General features: G+C 55.6%; 17 protein-coding genes. 10 read left to right on the forward strand and 7 right to left on the reverse strand.

Features of this window, described 5'->3' with window-relative positions:
- Window positions 1-5 precede the first annotated feature (5 nt).
- Window positions 6-719 (forward strand): YjbF family lipoprotein, encoded by a 714-nt coding sequence (locus tag V6N04_RS14180; RefSeq protein ID WP_371170848.1) that lies wholly within the window; start codon window positions 6-8, stop codon window positions 717-719.
- Window positions 720-733: 14 nt separating this feature from the next.
- On the opposite strand, the gene V6N04_RS14185 is transcribed toward V6N04_RS14180, so the two are convergent.
- From V6N04_RS14185 to V6N04_RS14195, 3 genes are all read right to left on the reverse strand, one after another.
- Window positions 734-2,218 (reverse strand): mannose-1-phosphate guanylyltransferase/mannose-6-phosphate isomerase, encoded by a 1,485-nt coding sequence (locus V6N04_RS14185; RefSeq protein WP_371170849.1) that lies wholly within the window; start codon window positions 2,216-2,218, stop codon window positions 734-736.
- 74 nt (window positions 2,219-2,292) lie between these two features.
- The gene (locus tag V6N04_RS14190) at window positions 2,293-2,508 is read right to left on the reverse strand and encodes a hypothetical protein (protein WP_247038358.1); all 216 of its coding nucleotides are present in this window, start codon (window positions 2,506-2,508) and stop codon (window positions 2,293-2,295) included.
- Between the two features lie 157 nt (window positions 2,509-2,665).
- On the reverse strand, window positions 2,666-3,304 hold the full coding sequence (locus tag V6N04_RS14195; protein ID WP_371170850.1) for a CAP domain-containing protein: 639 nt from the start codon (window positions 3,302-3,304) through the stop codon (window positions 2,666-2,668).
- 172 nt (window positions 3,305-3,476) lie between these two features.
- Here V6N04_RS14195 and V6N04_RS14200 point away from each other — a divergent pair, with 172 nt between their 5' ends.
- From V6N04_RS14200 to rfbC, 3 genes are read left to right on the forward strand one after another with little or no spacing between them, the layout of a single operon-like run.
- Entirely contained in the window at window positions 3,477-4,811 is a 1,335-nt protein-coding gene (locus V6N04_RS14200; protein WP_371170851.1) for a UDP-glucose dehydrogenase family protein, read from the forward strand.
- Window positions 4,812-4,857: 46 nt separating this feature from the next.
- Window positions 4,858-5,493 carry a sugar transferase gene (locus tag V6N04_RS14205; RefSeq protein ID WP_371170852.1) on the forward strand — a complete coding sequence of 212 codons (636 nt, stop codon included), beginning with the start codon at window positions 4,858-4,860 and terminating at the stop codon, window positions 5,491-5,493.
- A gap of 57 nt (window positions 5,494-5,550) precedes the next feature.
- On the forward strand, window positions 5,551-6,129 hold the full coding sequence (gene rfbC / locus V6N04_RS14210; protein WP_371170853.1) for a dTDP-4-dehydrorhamnose 3,5-epimerase: 579 nt from the start codon (window positions 5,551-5,553) through the stop codon (window positions 6,127-6,129).
- Between the two features lie 33 nt (window positions 6,130-6,162).
- Here rfbC and V6N04_RS14215 read toward each other — a convergent pair whose 3' ends face one another.
- Window positions 6,163-6,987 (reverse strand): DUF2793 domain-containing protein, encoded by an 825-nt coding sequence (locus V6N04_RS14215; protein WP_371170854.1) that lies wholly within the window; start codon window positions 6,985-6,987, stop codon window positions 6,163-6,165.
- 169 nt (window positions 6,988-7,156) lie between these two features.
- On the opposite strand from V6N04_RS14215, the gene hpaE reads away from it, so the two are divergent.
- From hpaE to V6N04_RS14240, 5 genes are read left to right on the forward strand one after another with little or no spacing between them, the layout of a single operon-like run.
- Complete coding sequence (hpaE, locus tag V6N04_RS14220) at window positions 7,157-8,665, forward strand: 5-carboxymethyl-2-hydroxymuconate semialdehyde dehydrogenase (protein ID WP_371170855.1); 1,509 nt, start codon at window positions 7,157-7,159, stop codon at window positions 8,663-8,665.
- 54 nt (window positions 8,666-8,719) lie between these two features.
- Window positions 8,720-9,562, forward strand: a complete 843-nt coding sequence (gene hpaD, locus V6N04_RS14225; protein ID WP_371170856.1) for a 3,4-dihydroxyphenylacetate 2,3-dioxygenase — start codon at window positions 8,720-8,722, stop codon at window positions 9,560-9,562.
- A 21-nt stretch (window positions 9,563-9,583) separates the two neighbouring features.
- Window positions 9,584-10,438, forward strand: a complete 855-nt coding sequence (locus V6N04_RS14230; protein WP_371170857.1) for a fumarylacetoacetate hydrolase family protein — start codon at window positions 9,584-9,586, stop codon at window positions 10,436-10,438.
- On the forward strand, window positions 10,435-11,235 hold the full coding sequence (gene hpaH / locus V6N04_RS14235; RefSeq protein WP_371170858.1) for a 2-oxo-hept-4-ene-1,7-dioate hydratase: 801 nt from the start codon (window positions 10,435-10,437) through the stop codon (window positions 11,233-11,235). Before V6N04_RS14230 ends, hpaH begins: the two co-directional genes overlap by 4 nt.
- Window positions 11,236-11,244: 9 nt before the next feature.
- Complete coding sequence (locus V6N04_RS14240) at window positions 11,245-12,018, forward strand: aldolase/citrate lyase family protein (RefSeq protein ID WP_371170859.1); 774 nt, start codon at window positions 11,245-11,247, stop codon at window positions 12,016-12,018.
- 77 nt (window positions 12,019-12,095) lie between these two features.
- On the opposite strand, the gene katG is transcribed toward V6N04_RS14240, so the two are convergent.
- The gene (gene katG, locus V6N04_RS14245; protein WP_371170860.1) at window positions 12,096-14,276 is read right to left on the reverse strand and encodes a catalase/peroxidase HPI; all 2,181 of its coding nucleotides are present in this window, start codon (window positions 14,274-14,276) and stop codon (window positions 12,096-12,098) included.
- A gap of 128 nt (window positions 14,277-14,404) precedes the next feature.
- On the opposite strand from katG, the gene V6N04_RS14250 reads away from it, so the two are divergent.
- Complete coding sequence (locus V6N04_RS14250) at window positions 14,405-15,334, forward strand: hydrogen peroxide-inducible genes activator (protein WP_371170861.1); 930 nt, start codon at window positions 14,405-14,407, stop codon at window positions 15,332-15,334.
- Between the two features lie 8 nt (window positions 15,335-15,342).
- On the opposite strand, the gene V6N04_RS14255 is transcribed toward V6N04_RS14250, so the two are convergent.
- Together V6N04_RS14255 and V6N04_RS14260 are read right to left on the reverse strand one after the other, a co-directional pair.
- Window positions 15,343-16,236 carry a carbohydrate kinase family protein gene (locus tag V6N04_RS14255; protein ID WP_371170862.1) on the reverse strand — a complete coding sequence of 298 codons (894 nt, stop codon included), beginning with the start codon at window positions 16,234-16,236 and terminating at the stop codon, window positions 15,343-15,345.
- An 11-nt stretch (window positions 16,237-16,247) separates the two neighbouring features.
- On the reverse strand, window positions 16,248-17,303 hold the full coding sequence (locus V6N04_RS14260; protein WP_371170863.1) for an ABC transporter ATP-binding protein: 1,056 nt from the start codon (window positions 17,301-17,303) through the stop codon (window positions 16,248-16,250).
- Between the last annotated feature and the right edge of the window lie 3 nt (window positions 17,304-17,306).

A 17,306-nucleotide genomic window follows, 5' to 3' on the forward strand; every position in this document is an offset into this window, starting at 1 on the left:
TCCATATGCGGCGTGGAGCCGCGAAACTAGCGCTTTGCGGTGTGCTGTTGCTTGGTGCCTGCGGGTCGGATAACTCCGAAATCGAACTGCCCAAGATCACAGCGAAGCTCTTGCAGGAATCCGGTAAAAACCTTCTTCCGAAGCTGGGAGTGAAGTCTGAGGGGACCAAATCCCAAGCATCGGCGAAGCCTGCTGACCCAAATGCGATTGTAAAGAAAGCCCTCTCAGCCACGAAGGGACCGATTGCGTTAGCAGTTCGTGTGGATACCAATGCTGTTCTTGCAATTAGTCCCACCGGTCGGAATGGTGACTATGTAACTTGGGGCAGTGCGCCAGGTCAGGCGCTCGTTTTCAAGCGCGGGGTTTTGTCAAACACCCGTGGCCTGGGTGATGACTTGATGGCAGCGCGTATCGATACCGCCGTATCAGCGATCACTTCTCGGCGTGAGGCATCATATCAAAGAGAGCATTTTTACCTCGGAGACCTCGGGCAGAATACCAGTCTTAAGGTAGACTGTACCCTGACCCGCGTGAAATCCGAGCGTGTGACCTTTGGTGAGATCAACGCGGACGCCGTGGTGATGAAGGAAAGCTGCCAGCGTGGCGAAATCAAGTTTTCCAATGTCTATTGGGTTGACGGACGCGGGCGTGTTCTGAAATCAAGCCAGTGGATCGGTCAACGCCTTGGTAGCTTGGCGGTTCAAAATCTGCGTCTGTAATCTCGCAGTCTGAACTATTGGCGCGCATACGCGTCCTCGTATCGGACGATATCATCTTCACCAAGATACGCCCCCGTTTGCACCTCGATGATCTTCAGGTCGTGCGGTGCCGTGTTTTCCAGGCGATGTAGTTCACCAGTCGGAATATAGGTCGATTGGTTTGCTGACAGTTCAAACGTGCTGTTCCTGATTGTCACAGTTGCTGAGCCCTCCACGACCACCCAATGCTCGGCACGGTGAGTATGTGATTGCAGCGAAAGCACGCCGCGCGGATGCACTGTGATCAACTTCACCTGAAATCCGGGCCCATCAACGAGCTGTTCAAACCACCCCCAGGGGCGGAAATCGCGAGGGCGTACGGTAGCCTGCGATACATTGCTGGTCGTAAGAGCCTGTACGACGGCACCAATTTCGCCAGTTCGACTTCGATCAGCAATCAACACTGCATCCTGCATCGCGACAGCCACAAGGTCGCGTAGGCCAAGCCCAACGATTGCTTGTTTCGGTGTTTCGGACATCAAAAGAGTGTTGTGACAATCGAAGTCGTGAGCGTTACCGACCTTGACCACACCGTCTTTCGGCCTGGTGTTGTCACGTGTCTCTTGCCAGTAACCCTGCCAACTTCCAAGGTCCGACCAAGCGCCATCATAGGGAACGGCAGTGATGTTGTCCGCGTGCTCCATAACGGCATAATCCAGCGAAATATCTGGCAGTTTTCGCCACTCAGATTCTGAGAGTCTGGTGAAGCCCAGATCAAGTTCACTGCCAGCAAGTGCCATTTTCACCGATGCACAAATATCGGGGGAGTATCTGTCACACGATGAAATGATGTCTGAACACCGGAACATGAAAACCCCCGCGTTCCAGAGATGAGTGCCACCATCCACCATCTCTTTGGCTGTAGCGAGGTTCGGTTTCTCGGTGAATGAAAGGACTGGGATCGGCGCGTTGCTTCCGTCGGTTGGACCCGCCAGTTCCAGATATCCGTATCCGGTCTCGGGTCTATTTGGTTTGATCCCAAAGGTCACGATCTGACCCGCTTCAACCGCGGGCATGCCATTTACAACCGCCCTTGCAAACGACTCGGGATCTGGCATCTGATGGTCTGACGGGGCAACAACACAAATGGACGAAGGATCTTTGCGTGCTTGCGCCAGAGCTGCCGCCAGAACCGCGCCCGCAGTGTTACGCGACATTGGTTCTAGTAAAATCAGTTCTGGCAGTGTGCCAATCTCGCCCATCTGCTCAACGACGTGAAAGCGATAATCTTCGTTGGTGACGATAATAGGTCGCTGAAACTCTGGGCGCTGAAACCTTTGTACAGTCTTTTGGAACAGGCTAAGCGTGTTTTCGAACTTCAGAAACTGCTTGGGATAGCTTTCGCGCGACATTGGCCAGAGCCGTTTACCGATCCCGCCAGCCAAAATGATCGGTATGATCTTTTGCAATGCAGAGAGTCCTTCGCACCAGATAGGGCATTCAGCCAATGGTGGAATCATGACCTCTACAAACAAAAACGGCAAGCCCAAGAGCTTGCCGTTTCAGATTGAGTACTTCTTGCGAAGTATTCGAATTAGTTCGATGTGTCGGTCGAATCGTCCGAAGCAGCGATGATGCCGGCTACAACAGCCAGGCCAAGCAGTGCCAGACCGGTGTTACCCAGCGAGCTACCAGCTTCTTCAACTACTACTACTTCTTCTTCAACAACTGCGTCGCCGTAAGCGCCAGCGAAAGCAGGTGCGGACAGAGCGATCATGCCAGCAGCGGCAAGGGTCATCACTTTTTTCATGTTTCATACTCCATAATTAATTAGCGGGCGCGCAGATTTTACGAGCCGTCCATGATTGTTTTACATACCAAGAGCGTCATTGGAAGTGTGTTCTTGCATTCAAAGCCCCCAGTATGCAGAAGTTTGCTGCCCTGTGGCAGCGATGCCATACCCACAATCATCCGGCGAAAATGTGGGTAAGGAAAACCGAACCACAATGCTTGGAACGAGGCTGAACCCCGGCTCCTACACCACTGTAGCGCAGCTTTTTCCCTAATATATTCTTTCTATGTCCGGGTGATTCCATCCATTTGCGGACAACCAGCTTCGCCAGACTGTCATATGAGTGCCGTCCAATTCGCCCACCGTTTTTTGCCGTAAAGTGACACTGCTCAGAAGAGCGAATCATAAACCGTCGGCCATCAATGCCATACAGATGGACCATGCCGATATTTTCGGCGCCGGTGCGAAAGCGTACCCCGGATGCTTTCAAACGATCTGAAAGCGAACGTCGGAACGAACCACTGGCCTTGTGACTCAGCTTTTGGCTGCGTGCCATCCAGGTGGAATGTTTGGCTGCTTGCTTTCTTAGCCCCGATATGGGCTTCAGGGGGTTGAGCCCTCTCTTGCAGCGTTCTGCATTCACTCGTGACACCACCGCCTTTTCAAGAAGGGCTTGGTTCAACCCTTTGTTTGGAATTGATTTTTCAACACCTTGCACCCTCTTTACAGCGCAGGCCGCGTCTGCTGACGAAGCAAAGAGCGTAATGGACATCGCCGTTGCAACTCCAAGGGTTTTAAGTGCTGTTCCAAACATAATATATCTCTGATTTGTGTATCCCGATCGGAAGGATCACAGCATGCCATGGCGTGGTCGTGGCGCAAATGCGGCGAAGTCAAGATAGGCGGAGGTTCGCCATGCGTTGACAGGGTTTGCGCGATACAGCATCTCGTCATAGAAGTATTTTGATTAAAGAGGTTTCGAGCCAATGAAAATTGCAATGATAGGCACCGGATATGTTGGGCTAGTGTCGGGTGTGTGTTTCTCGGATTTCGGGCACGACGTTGTGTGTGTCGACAAGGATCCGGCCAAGATTGCGCTGCTCGATGCCGGAGAAGTTCCGATCTATGAGCCGGGTCTGGAAGATCTAATGGCAAAAAACGTCGCTGCCGGGCGTTTGTCGTTCACGCAAGACCTGAAAGAAGCCGTCAAAGGTGCGAAAGCAATTTTTATCGCCGTTGGCACGCCAACGCGTCGTGGAGACGGCCATGCCGACCTTTCATATGTTTACGCTGCGGCAGAAGAGATCGCTGATTCGCTTGAAGATTACGCAGTCGTCGTGACGAAATCGACGGTGCCGGTGGGCACCAACCGCAAGGTGAAACAGGTCATCCACAAAACGAAACCCGAGCTTGAATTCGACGTCGCTTCGAACCCAGAGTTCCTGCGCGAAGGTGCGGCCATTGATGACTTCATGAGACCTGACCGAGTGGTCGTTGGCGTACAGAATGAGCGGGCATCTGAAATCATGTCCGATATCTATCGCCCGCTCTTTCTGAGAGATTTCCCGATTGTTACGACCGACCTGGAAAGCGCCGAGATGATCAAATACGCAGCAAACGCCTTTCTTGCCGCAAAGATCACCTTTGTGAATGAGATTGCCGCTTTGTGCGAGCGTGTTGGTGCCGACGTCAAGCAAGTGTCGAAAGGCATGGGTCTGGACGGTCGTATTGGTAACAAGTTTCTTCACTCTGGTCCCGGGTATGGAGGGAGCTGTTTTCCGAAAGATACGAAAGCTCTTGCGCGGATCGGGCAGGAACATGGCTTGCCCATGCAGATCACCGAAACCGTCATCACTGTGAATGAGGAAACCAAGCGAAGGATGATCGATAAGATTGTCGATCTTTGCGATGGATCGGTGTCTGGCAAGACGATTGCTGTCCTTGGTGTGACTTTCAAACCTAACACTGATGATATGCGTGACGCGCCCAGCTTGACCATCGTTCCGGCACTGATCGGGGCAGGTGCAAAGGTGCGCGTTGTTGATCCTCAGGGCTTGCGCGAAGGAGAAGAGCTTTTGCCGGGTGCACATTGGGTCGAAGATGCGTATAAAGCGGGTCAAAATGCAGACGCAGTCGTGATCCTAACGGAATGGAATGAATTCCGTGCACTGGATTTGAAACGTCTGGCAAAAAGGATGGAAAACCCTCGCATGGCCGACCTGCGCAATATTTATTCTCCCAAAGATGCCAAGCAGGCAGGCTTTGTTGCCTATTGCGCTGTGGGCCGACGGGGTTATGGTCCTGATGGTTGGCATGACTGAAGTCCCGTATTTCAGATCAGAGGCGCGCGAGCAGGAAGCGACAGGAATGAAGCGTCTTTTTGACATCTTTTTTGCTCTGGTATTGTGCATACCGGTGATCCCAGCGCTTGCGGTTTTATACGTGATTGTTGTGGTCAAGGATGGGCGGCCTTTCATATATCGCTCGTTGCGCAATACGACTTTCGATAAGACGTTCGACCTACTCAAGATTAGAACAATGCGGACCGTTCCGGATCACGAGAATGTCGGCATCACCGGCGGGCACAAAAAAAGCCGCATCACGCCGATGGGGCGGTTTCTTCGCAGCCATCGATTGGATGAGTTGCCCCAAGTCTGGAATGTGCTGAAAGGCGAGATGAGCTTTGTTGGGCCACGCCCGCCCGAGCCGCGATACGTGAATTCCAACGCGGCGATTTATCAGCAGGTGTTGCTGGATCGCCCTGGAATTACCGGGCTTGCGTCGATTATCTTCCACAGCCACGAAGAAAAAATGTTGGCGCAGTGTGAAACGCAGCAAGAATCAGAGGACGTCTACGTGCGCCGATGCATTCCACGCAAGGCACAGCTCGACTACATTTATCATGTAAACAAGTCCTTGCGTCTGGATTTGTATATTCTGTATCTGACGGCTGCGAAATTGCTGCCATTACCAGGTCGGCGGGCGCGACGCATTCGTGGATAACTATTTGAATACCGATGGCTTTTGATAGCCAGTTCAAAAAAATTCGGAGAACCTAGATTGAAAGTTGAACAGACCAAGCTGGACGGTGTGGTTGTTGTTACACCAGCGCGTTTTGGCGACAATCGCGGCTTCTTTAGCGAGACCTTCTCGACCCGTGCGATGGAAAATGCGGGCCTGCCGTCAATATTTGTTCAGGATAACCTGTCACGATCAGCGACCAAAGGCACGGTGCGTGGACTGCATTGCCAAGCGCCCCCACACGCGCAAGCCAAGTTGGTTCGATGCCTGCGAGGCGCCATTATTGATGTCGCCGTGGACGTTCGTGATGGATCGCCGACCTATGGCGAATGGGTCGCTGTTGAGCTGTCGGACCAAAACGGGTCAGCCTTGTTGGTGCCCGAGGGCTGTCTGCACGGCTTTGTAACCCTGACCGATGATGTCGACGTGTTTTACAAATGCTCGGACCATTATGCGCCCGAAACCGAGATGTCGGTGCGCTTTGATGACCCTACGATCGGTATCGATTGGGGCATCAGCTCGGAAGAAGCTACACTAAGCGGTAAGGACGGCGAGGCCGGGTCTTTTCAGGCCTTCGTAACACCGTTTGGATTGGATGGCGGGCCGCGCAATACATAACGCAGCCCCCCGCGGTTTCGGTTTTTGCAAGCCCTAGACGGCGGTTCCATCGCTGACTTTCAACCAAGCGCTTCCATCGCAATAGGCAAGCTGTGCGCCTCCGGCAGCATCAGATACAAATGCAACGCCCCCTGCACCGAATGTGGCCGCCGACGGAAGGCTTGCCTTGGCGACCGGAGTAAGTCGCATAACGCCATCGATATCCAGCTTGGCAGCCGGCGTTTTGCCGATGCCCACATCGCCGTCACCTGTCGCGGTGATCGCCTCGTTCCAAACTGAACCGTCTGCGCTGGTCTTAATGCGAAACTCGTCGTCTCCTGCCAGTCCGAACTCTGCGCGACCTGACCAGTCCGATTGAAATAGCATCGCAGCTGTGTCCCCGGCGCTGGCTTTGTTGATCTTTAGCTGATGTGATGTGCCGTCGTGCGTCAACAACGTGGCATCCGACGCGACGGTCAGCTTGTTTGTGGCGTCAGCCGTGGCGTTTACACCCACAAGGTCAAGATTGTTGGTGGTTTGAGCCGTGGAAACCCACTGCCCGCCATCGAACCGTACCGCTTCGCTGCTGTTTGTCACATCTGCGCGCCAGCCCTCCAGTGGGGTCAAAAACTGCCAGGTCCCGTCTTGTAGCCATGTAACATCGTGATCGTTGCCAGCCCAATCGCCGGTCGCACCCGCCGCGACAATATGACGATCTCCATCAGACGCACCGACGGGAGGGGTGGTTTCAGTCATTGATGTGACCGACAGTTGAACCAGTACATCAAGGAGACGCAAAGCCTCGTTGTGAGTGACGTGTTTCTGGGCTTGGGCCGCTTGTATCAAGGGCAATGACAGGATGGGTGACGTCTCAGACATGGGAACCTCCGGTAAGCTGACGTGTTCCGATGATTGACCATCCGCGCTGCTAATTTTGTCATAACGGGCCGTTCGCACTTGACTCCTAATGTTGAAAATACTTAGCATGATAATAATTAACATGACAATGAAATGCACGGCCGCCTACTCAGCTGCCGGGAGATAACCCATGAACGATCTTGCAGTGAATCTTGAGAAACTGACCGGATATCTAAAACGGTTTCGCGATGGTGGGATACCCAATCGCGTTGCGGGTGAAGATAAAGCTGGCTCGGCCGGCGCGTTCAGCACGATCAGCCCTATCGACAAAAGCCATATCTGCAATGTTACGCGCAGCTCGGAAGCCGACGTTGATGCGGCGGCACAGGCTGCCGCTGCTGCCTTTCCCGCTTGGCGCGACATGCCTGCGTTGGAACGGAAGAGAATTCTGATCAATGTCGCCGACGCGATCGAGGCGCGCGCTGAAGAAATTGCGCTGTGTGAATGTTGGGACACGGGACAGACTTTGCGTTTCATGTCGAAGGCAGCGCTGCGGGGGGCCGAAAACTTCCGCTACTTCGCGGATCAAGTGACCTCAGCGCGTGACGGCCAGCATCTTCAATCCCCTACACTGACGAATATCACGACCCGCAAACCCATCGGGCCGGTGGGCGTGATTACGCCATGGAATACCCCGTTTATGTTGTCGACATGGAAAATCGCCCCGGCGTTGGCTGCGGGCTGCACTGTGGTCCATAAACCAGCCGAAGACAGCCCGCTATCTGCCAGATTGCTGGTGGAGATCGCGGAAGATGCAGGGGTGCCACCGGGCGTCCTTAACACGGTGAACGGTTATGGCCACGACGCCGGGAAACGCCTGACTGAGCATCCTGCGATCAAGGCAATCGCATTTGTGGGTGAAAGCCGCACCGGCTCAATCATCACGAAACAGGGGGCGGATACGCTCAAGCGGATGCATCTAGAACTGGGTGGTAAGAACCCCGTCATTGTGTTTGATGACGCCGACATTGAGCGAGCACTGGACGCCGTCATTTTCATGATCTTCTCGATCAACGGCGAGCGTTGCACCTCGTCATCGCGCCTGTTCATTCAGGATACGATCCGCGAGGCGTTTGAAGCCAAGCTGGTCGAGCGCATCAACAATATCAAGGTCGGGCACCCGCTGGACCCAGCGACCGAAATTGGCCCGCTGGTGACGGAAGAGCACTACAACAAAGTTACAAGCTATTTCGACATCGCCAAAGAGGATGGCGCCACGATCGCAGCGGGCGGGGTAAAGCTTGGTGACGAGGGATATTTCATTCGACCAACGCTGTTCACCAATGCGTCCAACGAAATGCGCATCGCACGGGAAGAGATTTTTGGACCGGTTCTGACTTCAATCCCGTTCTCGACCGAAGAAGAGGCGTTGGCGATGGCCAACGACACTGAATACGGACTGGCGGGATATGTCTGGACAAACGATCTGACCCGCGCTCTGCGCTTTACCGATCAATTGGAAGCGGGCATGATCTGGGTGAACTCGGAAAACGTGCGTCACCTGCCGACACCTTTTGGCGGGGTGAAGTCTTCGGGCATCGGGCGTGACGGTGGCGATTGGAGCTTTGAATTCTACATGGAGCAAAAGCACATCGGATTTGCCACAGGGCAGCACAAAATCATGCGTTTGGGCGTCTGACGTCCAAACCGTATCATGACCGAAACGCGCGACAACCAAAGGGGAGGAGACCCAATGGGACACATCGTTCAAGCTGCAAAAATTACCCATGTGCCAAGCATCTGGATGTCGCACACGATGGAGAAGTACAAAGGCATTCGCCAGCCGGCCATTGATGGCTATGCGAAGCTACGACAGGATGCGATTGATCGCGGCGTCGATACGTTCATCATCTTCGATACCCACTGGATCACCAATCAGGGCTTCCACCTAAACGCCAAACCGCATCATAAAGGCCGTTTCATCAGCCATGAACTGCCGCATATGTTGGCAGATATGGAATTCGATTATCAGGGTGACAGTGAACTTTCCCGAAGCATTCTGAGTGTGCTTGAGGAACGTGGCGAGCGCGCCATGGGGCATGCCCAACCCGATTTGGGGATGGAGTATGGCACGCTCCTGCCCATGCACTTCATCAACGAAGGTGTGAATGCACGCGTGTTGCCCGTTGCCGTAAATCAGTTTTCATCCATCGAAGAAAACCGCCGTTGGGGGTCTGCGATTGCGGAAGGCATCCGGCGTTCGGATCGCAAGGTCTCAATCTTTGCGTCTGGGTCGATGAGCCACGATTTCACACCCAATGAACGGTCCGTCGATGGGCTGAATTCGGTGAACGGTGAATTCAACCGCCAGATGGACCTACGGGTTTTGGAGCTTTGGGAAAATGGAAAATGGGGCGAGTTTCTGGACCTTTTGCCCGACTACGCGGTCAAATGCACCGGGGAATGCGCCATGAATGACACGGCCCTTCTGTTCGGTGCATTGGGTTGGAAGGATTATGAGGGCGAGATCGACATCTACACCCCCTACTTCGGAAGTTCAGGCACGGGACAGGCCAATATAAGCTTCTCTGTCTGACCCGCATTCAAAGGAAAACACATGCACTTTGCCACATTCTCCTCTGGGGAAGAGACCTTTTTCGGAACCATCACTGATGGCGGTGCTATCGCTCTGAATGATGCGTTTGCGGACCACGCCAGCCTTTATGACGTTGTCGCCGCGGGCGAGTTCGACAAGCTTGCTGGTGCGTCCCAAGGCCAGCCTGTGACCCATACAGATTTCCAATATGAGATGGTCCTGCCCAACGCCCCCCGCATTCTATGTGTGGGTGTGAATTTCCCAGACCGGAATGCAGAGTACAAAGACGGCAGCGCACAGCCGAAATATATGTCGCTGTTTCCGCGCTTCGCCTCGGGTTTCACTGGGCACAACCGGCCTTTGATCCGGCCGCCTGAGAACCACACCCTGGACTACGAAGGCGAGGTCGCGATTGTCATTGGCAAGGGCGGTCGACGGATTTCTCAAGACGATGCCTATGACCATATCGCAGCACTGACGCTGTGCAATGAAGGCACGATCCGTGATTGGGTGCGGCATGCAAAGTTCAACGTAACCCAAGGCAAGAACTGGGACCGGTCCGGTGCCATTGGCCCGTGGCTCGTGCCCTTCACCGATGCAGCGCAGCTGGACGACGCCCGCATCATCACCCGCGTTAACGGAGAGGTCCGACAAGACGACACCCTGAACCGCATGACATTCCCGATCCGCCGCGAGATCGAGTACATTTCGACGTTCATGACGCTGCAGCCCGGCGACATCATCGTAACCGGTACACCGACCGGCGCAGGCGCGCGGTTTGATCCGCCGAAATACCTGAAACCCGGCGATGTGGTCGAGGTCGAGGTCGAAGGCATCGGCACGCTGCGAAACGGCGTCGAGGACGAAGCGGTATGACGCCCGAAGATCATGCACGCGCCGCCGCCGACCTGCTCAAGGCTGAGAAAACGCGCGAACAGATAGGGCTTCTGACCCGTCGCCATCCTGAAATGGATATGGACGACGCCTATGCGGTGCAAAATGCGATCTATCGTGCGAAGTTGACCGCGGGGCGTCGCGTTATCGGTTGGAAGATTGGCCTGACCTCGAAGGCGATGCAATACGCGCTGAATATCGACATTCCGGACAGCGGCATCCTGTTTGATGACATGCTTTTCGAAACCGGCGACACCGTTCCTGCCGGGCGGTTTATCCAACCCCGGATCGAAGCCGAGATAGCCTTCGTCATGAAAGCGCCGTTGGCTGGGGCAGGGGTCACGCGCGAGGATGTGTTGGCGGCCACGGACTATGTAACACCCTCCATCGAAATCCTCGATACGCGCATTGAGCGGGTCGATCCCGAGACTGGCAACGCCCGTACAGTCTTCGATACGATCAGCGACAACGCCGCCAATGCCGGTATTGTGCTTGGTGCCGAACGCCACGCGGTTGGCGCCTTCGATCTGCGCTGGGTCGGTGCACTGACGTTCCGAAATGGCGAGATCGAAGAGACGGGTCTGGGCGCTGGCGTGCTGAATGACCCCGTCGAAAGTGTCGTTTGGCTAGCTCGACGTATGGCGCAATATGGGCAGAGTATTGAGCCGGGCCAGGTTATCCTGTCTGGCAGCTTCATCCGTCCCGTTGAGTGCCCCTCCGGGACCAAAATCCACGCTGATTTTGGCCCCTTCGGTTCCGTCGACATCCGTTTCGCGTAAGGAGGCCTCATGCCCGCACCAAGCAACCGTTTCAAACAGGCGCTGAGCGAGCGCCGCGCCCAGATCGGCTGTTGGGTCGGTATGGCGGATGCCTATGCCGCCGAGATCGCGTCCACCGCAGGGTTCGATTGGCTGCTAGTTGACGGAGAGCATGCGCCCAACGACCTACGCTCAATCCTTGATCAGGTCCGAGTGATCGAGGCCTCAGATAGCCATCCGGTTGCCCGTTTGCCGATCGGTGAAAGCTGGATGATCAAGCAGTATCTGGATGCTGGTGTGCAAAACCTTCTGGTTCCGATGGTCGAGAGCGGTGATCAGGCCAACGAACTGGTTCGTGCCGTGCGCTATCCCCCGCACGGAATTCGCGGCGTCGGATCAGCCTTGGCCCGCGCGTCGCGGTTTGCGGAGATCCCCGACTATCTTACCACGGCAGACGATCAAATCTGTTTGCTGGTACAAGTCGAAAGCCTTGCCGGGTTGGCTGCGCTTGATGACATTCTAGCGACGGACGTTGACGGTGTATTTATCGGACCCTCTGATCTTGCCGCCGATATGGGGCATATCGGGCAGGCGGGGCATCCCCAGGTCAAGACCGCCGTTCTGGACGCGATTGCCCGAACCGTTGCAGCAGGTAAGGCGGCTGGGATACTTACTCTGGATCGCGACATGCAGCGCGAATGCCTGGCGCTGGGCGCGACATTTGTTGCAACTGATATTGACGTGACCCTGTTTGCAAAAGCTCTTCGCAGAAGCGCGGCAGATGGTAAAGCGCTTTTGGATTAGCGCATCCTTGAAACGACCTAAGAAAAACGGCGCCCCGAAGACCGAGGCGCCGCAGATCATCTTGTCTTGTATGTCTGTCAGCTTAGATCAAACCGATCCGCGTTCATGACTTTGTTCCATGCAGCCACGAAGTCTTCCACAAACTTTCCGCTTGCATCGGTTTGGCCGTAAACCTCTGAAATTGCGCGTAATTGCGAGTTTGAACCAAAGACCAGATCAACGCGCGTTGCGGTCCATTTCTCGGCCCCGCTGGAGCGATCTTGACCCGAATAGGTGCCGTCGCCGTTGTCCGCCCACTTGATGCCCATGTCCAGCAGGTTCACAAAGAAGTCGTTGGTCAGTTGACCTTCGCGTTCCGTCAAAACCCCGTGTGCAGAACCGCCGTGATTGGCGCCCAGCGCACGCAGTCCGCCGACTAAAACGGTCATCTCCGGCGCGGTGAGAGTCAGCAACTGGGCCTTATCGATCAACAACTCCTCAGGTGAGATTGTGTAGTCGGTTTTTTGCCAGTTGCGGAACCCATCTGCTGCTGGTTCCAGATGTCCGATGCTATGTTCTTCGGTTTGTTCTGCGGAAGCGTCGCCGCGACCTAAGCTGCAATCAACCTTGATGTCATGACCTGCGGCTTTGGCGGCGGCCTCGACAGCTGCAGCGCCGCCGATGACAATCGTGTCAGCCATAGATACGGGTTTGCTGAATGCAGACCGTACGGCTTCGAGCGTTTCTAGTGTGCTCGCCAACGCCTCAGGTTCATTGACTTCCCAGCCGTTCATTGGGGCCAAACGTAGGCGCGCGCCGTTGGCTCCGCCCCGCATGTCCGAACCGCGGAACGTCGAGGCAGACGCCCAAGCCGTCCTAACCAACTCCGAGACAGACAGGCCTGACGCCAAGATCGCAGCTTTAAGATCGGTGACGTCCGCATCGGACAGTTTGGTCTCGGATACTGGGATTGGGTCTTGCCAGATCAGGTCTTCATCAGGAACCTCTGGCCCGACATAGCGAGACTTTGGCCCCATATCGCGGTGGGTCAGCTTGAACCATGCGCGAGCAAACGCCTCGGCCAGTTCTTCTGGGTTTTCGTGGAAGCGCTTCGAGATTGGGCCATAGATCGGGTCCATACGCATCGCCATATCGGCGGTGGTCATCATGGTCGGAACCTTCTTCGACGGATCATGAGCCTGCGGGGCCATGTCCTCTTCTGTCACGCCGACCGGCTCCCAAATCCACGCGCCAGATGGCGACTTGGTCAGGTTCCAATCGTACCCGAACAGCAGATCGAAATACCCGTTGTCCCATTGAGTTGGGTTGGCGGTCCATGCGCCCTCGATCCCGCTGGTCGTGGTGTCGTCGCCCGAACCCGAGCCCAGCTTGTTGATCCAGCCCAAGCCCATTTCCTCAATGGGAGCGGCCTCCGGCTCTGGACCAACAAGGCCCGGATCACCGGCCCCGTGCGCTTTGCCAAACGTGTGGCCACCGGCGACAAGGGCAACCGTTTCTTCGTCATCCATCGCCATGCGGGCAAAGGTATCGCGGATATCGCGGCCAGACGCCAGAATGTCTGGCTGTCCATCCGGACCTTCGGGGTTCACATAGATCAGACCCATTTGCACCGCGGCCAGGGGGTTTGTCAGATCGCGTTCACCAGAATAGCGGCTGTTGGGGTTGTTGTCCGGGGCAAGCCATTCTGTTTCGGCCCCCCAATAGACGTCTTCTTCCGGCTCCCACACATCTGCACGTCCGCCCGAGAAGCCGAAAGTGCGACCTCCCATCGATTCAATCGCGACGTTGCCCGCAAGGATGAACAGGTCCGCCCACGAGATGTTGTCGCCGTATTTCTGTTTGATTGGCCACAATAGTCGACGGGCCTTGTCGAGGTTCCCATTGTCCGGCCACGAATTCAGGGGCGCAAAACGTTGCTGCCCCGTACCTGCCCCGCCACGACCATCGGCCGTGCGATACGTTCCTGCCGAGTGCCAGGCCATCCGAATGAAAAAGCCGCCATAGTGACCATAGTCGGCGGGCCACCAGTCCTGACTGTCCGTCATCAGTGCCGTCAGATCAGCTTTCAGCGCATCATAATCAACAGATTTGAACGCCTCGGCATAATCGAAATCTTGTCCCATTGGGTCAGATTTGGCCGAGTTTTGGTGCAAAATCCTAAGGTTCAGCTGGTTGGGCCACCAGTCTTTGTTTGAACGCATGCTGACGTTTGTCGCACCATGTGCAACTGGGCATTTTCCAACGCTATTTCCATCCATCTTTTTTCTCCCATTTATTGCCACGGCACCGGCTGGTGTGGCGGCATGTTTGACCGTTGCGTCTAAGTTAGCGCGAATTTATGATAGGGAGAAATTGTATTACCAAATCTTTGTGATAATTTCAGATTATGATGAATGTGACTCTCAAACAGCTCCGATACTTCGACGCATTGGCGCAGAATGGGCATTTCGGGCGGGCGGCAGCCGCGTGTTCAGTGTCCCAGCCCGCACTGTCTGTGCAGATCAAAGAACTTGAAGAGATGTTGGGGTTTTCGCTGTTTGAACGGATGCCACGTCAGGTGCGTTTGACCGCGTTGGGGCATGAATTTCTGACGCGCGCGCAGGATATTTTGCGCTCTGTCGATGAGCTTTCAGAACTGGCGCGGGCCGCTAAAGACCACAATGTCGGGCAGTTGCGCGTCGGCGTCATTCCGACAATCGCGCCCTACTTGCTGCCGACTCTTGTGCGGCACTTGTCGCTTAGCTTCGCTGGGGCCGAGATCAATATTCGCGAAAGCATGACGCCAAATCTGCTTAAGGAATTGTCTGAGGGGAGGATCGACACCGCCATTCTGGCTCTTCCAGTGTCGGAACCGTCTCTGACCGAGATTGCCCTGTTCGACGAGGACTTCGTTTTGGTGCGTCCGGCACATGATCGGAATGCGCCGGTTCCTGATCGCGACGGGCTGCGCGAAATGCGGTTGCTATTGCTGGAAGAGGGTCATTGCTTTCGCGACCAGGCATTGTCTTTCTGCAATATCCCCTCAAACCTGCCCCGCGAAACACTGGAAGGGACGTCATTGTCGACATTGGTGCAAATGGTGGGGGCTGGGATTGGCGTGACGTTGATCCCAGAAATGGCGGTTGGCGTGGAAACACGATCGGCAGCTGTTTCGGTTGCCCGATTTGCCGATCCGCAGCCCAAGCGGACCGTGGGTATGGTCTGGCGTCGAACCAGTCCACTAGCGCATCAATATCAACGCATCGCCGAGATCGTGCGTCAGTCTGCCGAAGCGCAGCTGATCGCCTCGCGGTCGCGACTGCATACCGCCGGTTAGACCAGCCGTTACCCGGCATTGACTCTGTCTTCGGCTAGCGTTGCGGACAACGATGAGAGACCGCCCGTGCCCCCCGGATGTTCCACTGCTGCGCTGCCACAGGCGTTGCCCTGTTTCAGGCAGGCCTCTACCGGTTGGCCGTGAAGCCAAGCGGACAGGAAGCCGCCGTTAAATGCGTCTCCGGCCCCTGTCGTGTCGATGGCTGCTGTGGGAACCGCAGGTTCAGCGATCCAAGCTCCGCCATGGTACGCCCGCGCCCCTTCGGCCCCACATTTCACGACGATCAGAGGTCCTGCTGTGTCGCGTAGTCCCGAGCATGCCAGACGGCCATACTCCAATGTGTTGGGCAGGAAAACGTCGACCTGCGATAACAATTCGGCCATGGCCGAGCCCTGATCCAAAAGTGCGTTGTCCCAACTGCAATCGACCGAGACCGTCGCGCCAGCTTGTTTTGCTTGAGCAATAAGATCGGGGTGTTCCACCAAGCTGCGCAGTTCACCGATATGCAGGTGGCGAAAGTCGCCGCCCAACTGGCCGTGGTTCGGTAACGCGGGGCCCGCTTTATGGCTTAGAAACGCGCGATCATCATTGTTGGTGATCGCAACGGTTAACTGTGGTGAGGCGCCCGCCGGGGCGCTCGAGCAGCGGGAGACGTCAATCTGGAACCTATCGATGTCCCTCGCGACGATCGTGTCAAACGGTGCCGCTGGCAGTGTCGCTAAAAGCGATGTCTGCCACCCAAGCGCGCTGAACGCCGCCGCGGTGATAAACGCACCACCACCCGCATGCAGGGAAAGCCCGTCGCAGAAAGTTTCGGTTCCGACCACAGGCAGATTGGGTGCGCCGGTGAATACCAGATCACAATAAAGCCGCCCCGCGCATAGGATGGCATCAGAGGACATCACCCCCGGCGTCACCGCAGCGCCATTTCTGTAGTCGCATCAAAAATATGTAGGTCATCCGGATCAGCCGACAAAGTCACTTCGTCCCCGACTGCAGGAGGTGTCCTTCCCGATGCCTTGGCAATGATCTCTCCCGACGGGGTGTCGACATATAGCAATGTTTCGGCCCCCAGCGGTTCCAACACCGATACAGTTCCAGCGATGATCGGTGCTGTGGTGCCCAATGTCAGGTCGTCGGGCCGTACTCCAACTTGTACCGCACGCGGCGCGGTGCTGGTATGAGGTGTTTTGAGTAGGCGCCCGTCGCTCAATTGCACGCCTTCGCCATTCAGCGTCCCGGGGAGCATATTCATCGACGGTGCGCCGATGAATTGCGCGACGAACGCATTGGCGGGTCGGTGATAAACCTCGGCGGGGGTGCCAACTTGTTGGATATGGCCGTCTTTCATGATGACGATGCGATCAGCCATTGTCATCGCTTCGACCTGATCATGGGTAACGAAGATGATGGTGTTGCCAACACGTTGGTGCAGCTTCTTGATCTCTAACCGCATCTGCGTCCGAAGCTGAGCGTCTAGGTTCGACAAAGGTTCGTCGAACAGGAAAACGGCGGGATCGCGGACCATGGCCCGTCCGATGGCGACACGCTGGCGTTGACCGCCAGACAATGCGCTGGGTTTACGATCCAGAAGCGCCGTCATTCCCAGAATTTCGGCAACTTCTTGAATACGCGCCTCTTTCTCGGGTTTCGATAAGCTCGAGGATCGCAGGCCGAACGCGATGTTTTTCTTGACCGACATATGCGGATAGATGGCGTAGTTCTGAAACACCATCGCGATATCACGCTCTTTGGGTTCAAGGTTATTGACGACGCGGTCCCCGATCATAACTTCGCCCGAGGTAACTTCCTCAAGGCCTGCGATCATTCGCAGTGTCGTGGACTTTCCGCAGCCAGAAGGGCCCACGAATACGACGAACTCACCGTCTGCCACGTCCAAGCTGATGCCGTGTAGCACTTCGGTTGCGCCGTAGCTTTTGGTCAGGTTCTGCAATGAGAGATTGGCCATAGG

The organism is Aliiroseovarius conchicola (genome assembly GCF_041403445.1).
GTDB lineage: Bacteria > Pseudomonadota > Alphaproteobacteria > Rhodobacterales > Rhodobacteraceae > Aliiroseovarius > Aliiroseovarius conchicola.

What these genes read in the sequence shown, in the direction of transcription:
- V6N04_RS14185 (WP_371170849.1), bottom strand. Translation starts at nt 2,218, where the DNA reads ATGATTCCACCATTGGCTGAATGCCCTATCTGGTGCGAAGGACTCTCT.
- hpaE (WP_371170855.1), top strand. Translation starts at nt 7,157, where the DNA reads ATGAACGATCTTGCAGTGAATCTTGAGAAACTGACCGGATATCTAAAA.
- V6N04_RS14180 (WP_371170848.1), top strand. Translation starts at nt 6, where the DNA reads ATGCGGCGTGGAGCCGCGAAACTAGCGCTTTGCGGTGTGCTGTTGCTT.
- katG (WP_371170860.1), bottom strand. Translation starts at nt 14,276, where the DNA reads ATGGATGGAAATAGCGTTGGAAAATGCCCAGTTGCACATGGTGCGACA.
- V6N04_RS14200 (WP_371170851.1), top strand. Translation starts at nt 3,477, where the DNA reads ATGAAAATTGCAATGATAGGCACCGGATATGTTGGGCTAGTGTCGGGT.
- V6N04_RS14190 (WP_247038358.1), bottom strand. Translation starts at nt 2,508, where the DNA reads ATGAAAAAAGTGATGACCCTTGCCGCTGCTGGCATGATCGCTCTGTCC.
- V6N04_RS14255 (WP_371170862.1), bottom strand. Translation starts at nt 16,236, where the DNA reads ATGTCCTCTGATGCCATCCTATGCGCGGGGCGGCTTTATTGTGATCTG.
- V6N04_RS14205 (WP_371170852.1), top strand. Translation starts at nt 4,858, where the DNA reads ATGAAGCGTCTTTTTGACATCTTTTTTGCTCTGGTATTGTGCATACCG.
- V6N04_RS14230 (WP_371170857.1), top strand. Translation starts at nt 9,584, where the DNA reads ATGCACTTTGCCACATTCTCCTCTGGGGAAGAGACCTTTTTCGGAACC.
- V6N04_RS14240 (WP_371170859.1), top strand. Translation starts at nt 11,245, where the DNA reads ATGCCCGCACCAAGCAACCGTTTCAAACAGGCGCTGAGCGAGCGCCGC.
- V6N04_RS14250 (WP_371170861.1), top strand. Translation starts at nt 14,405, where the DNA reads ATGATGAATGTGACTCTCAAACAGCTCCGATACTTCGACGCATTGGCG.
- hpaH (WP_371170858.1), top strand. Translation starts at nt 10,435, where the DNA reads ATGACGCCCGAAGATCATGCACGCGCCGCCGCCGACCTGCTCAAGGCT.
- hpaD (WP_371170856.1), top strand. Translation starts at nt 8,720, where the DNA reads ATGGGACACATCGTTCAAGCTGCAAAAATTACCCATGTGCCAAGCATC.
- V6N04_RS14195 (WP_371170850.1), bottom strand. Translation starts at nt 3,304, where the DNA reads ATGTTTGGAACAGCACTTAAAACCCTTGGAGTTGCAACGGCGATGTCC.
- V6N04_RS14260 (WP_371170863.1), bottom strand. Translation starts at nt 17,303, where the DNA reads ATGGCCAATCTCTCATTGCAGAACCTGACCAAAAGCTACGGCGCAACC.
- V6N04_RS14215 (WP_371170854.1), bottom strand. Translation starts at nt 6,987, where the DNA reads ATGTCTGAGACGTCACCCATCCTGTCATTGCCCTTGATACAAGCGGCC.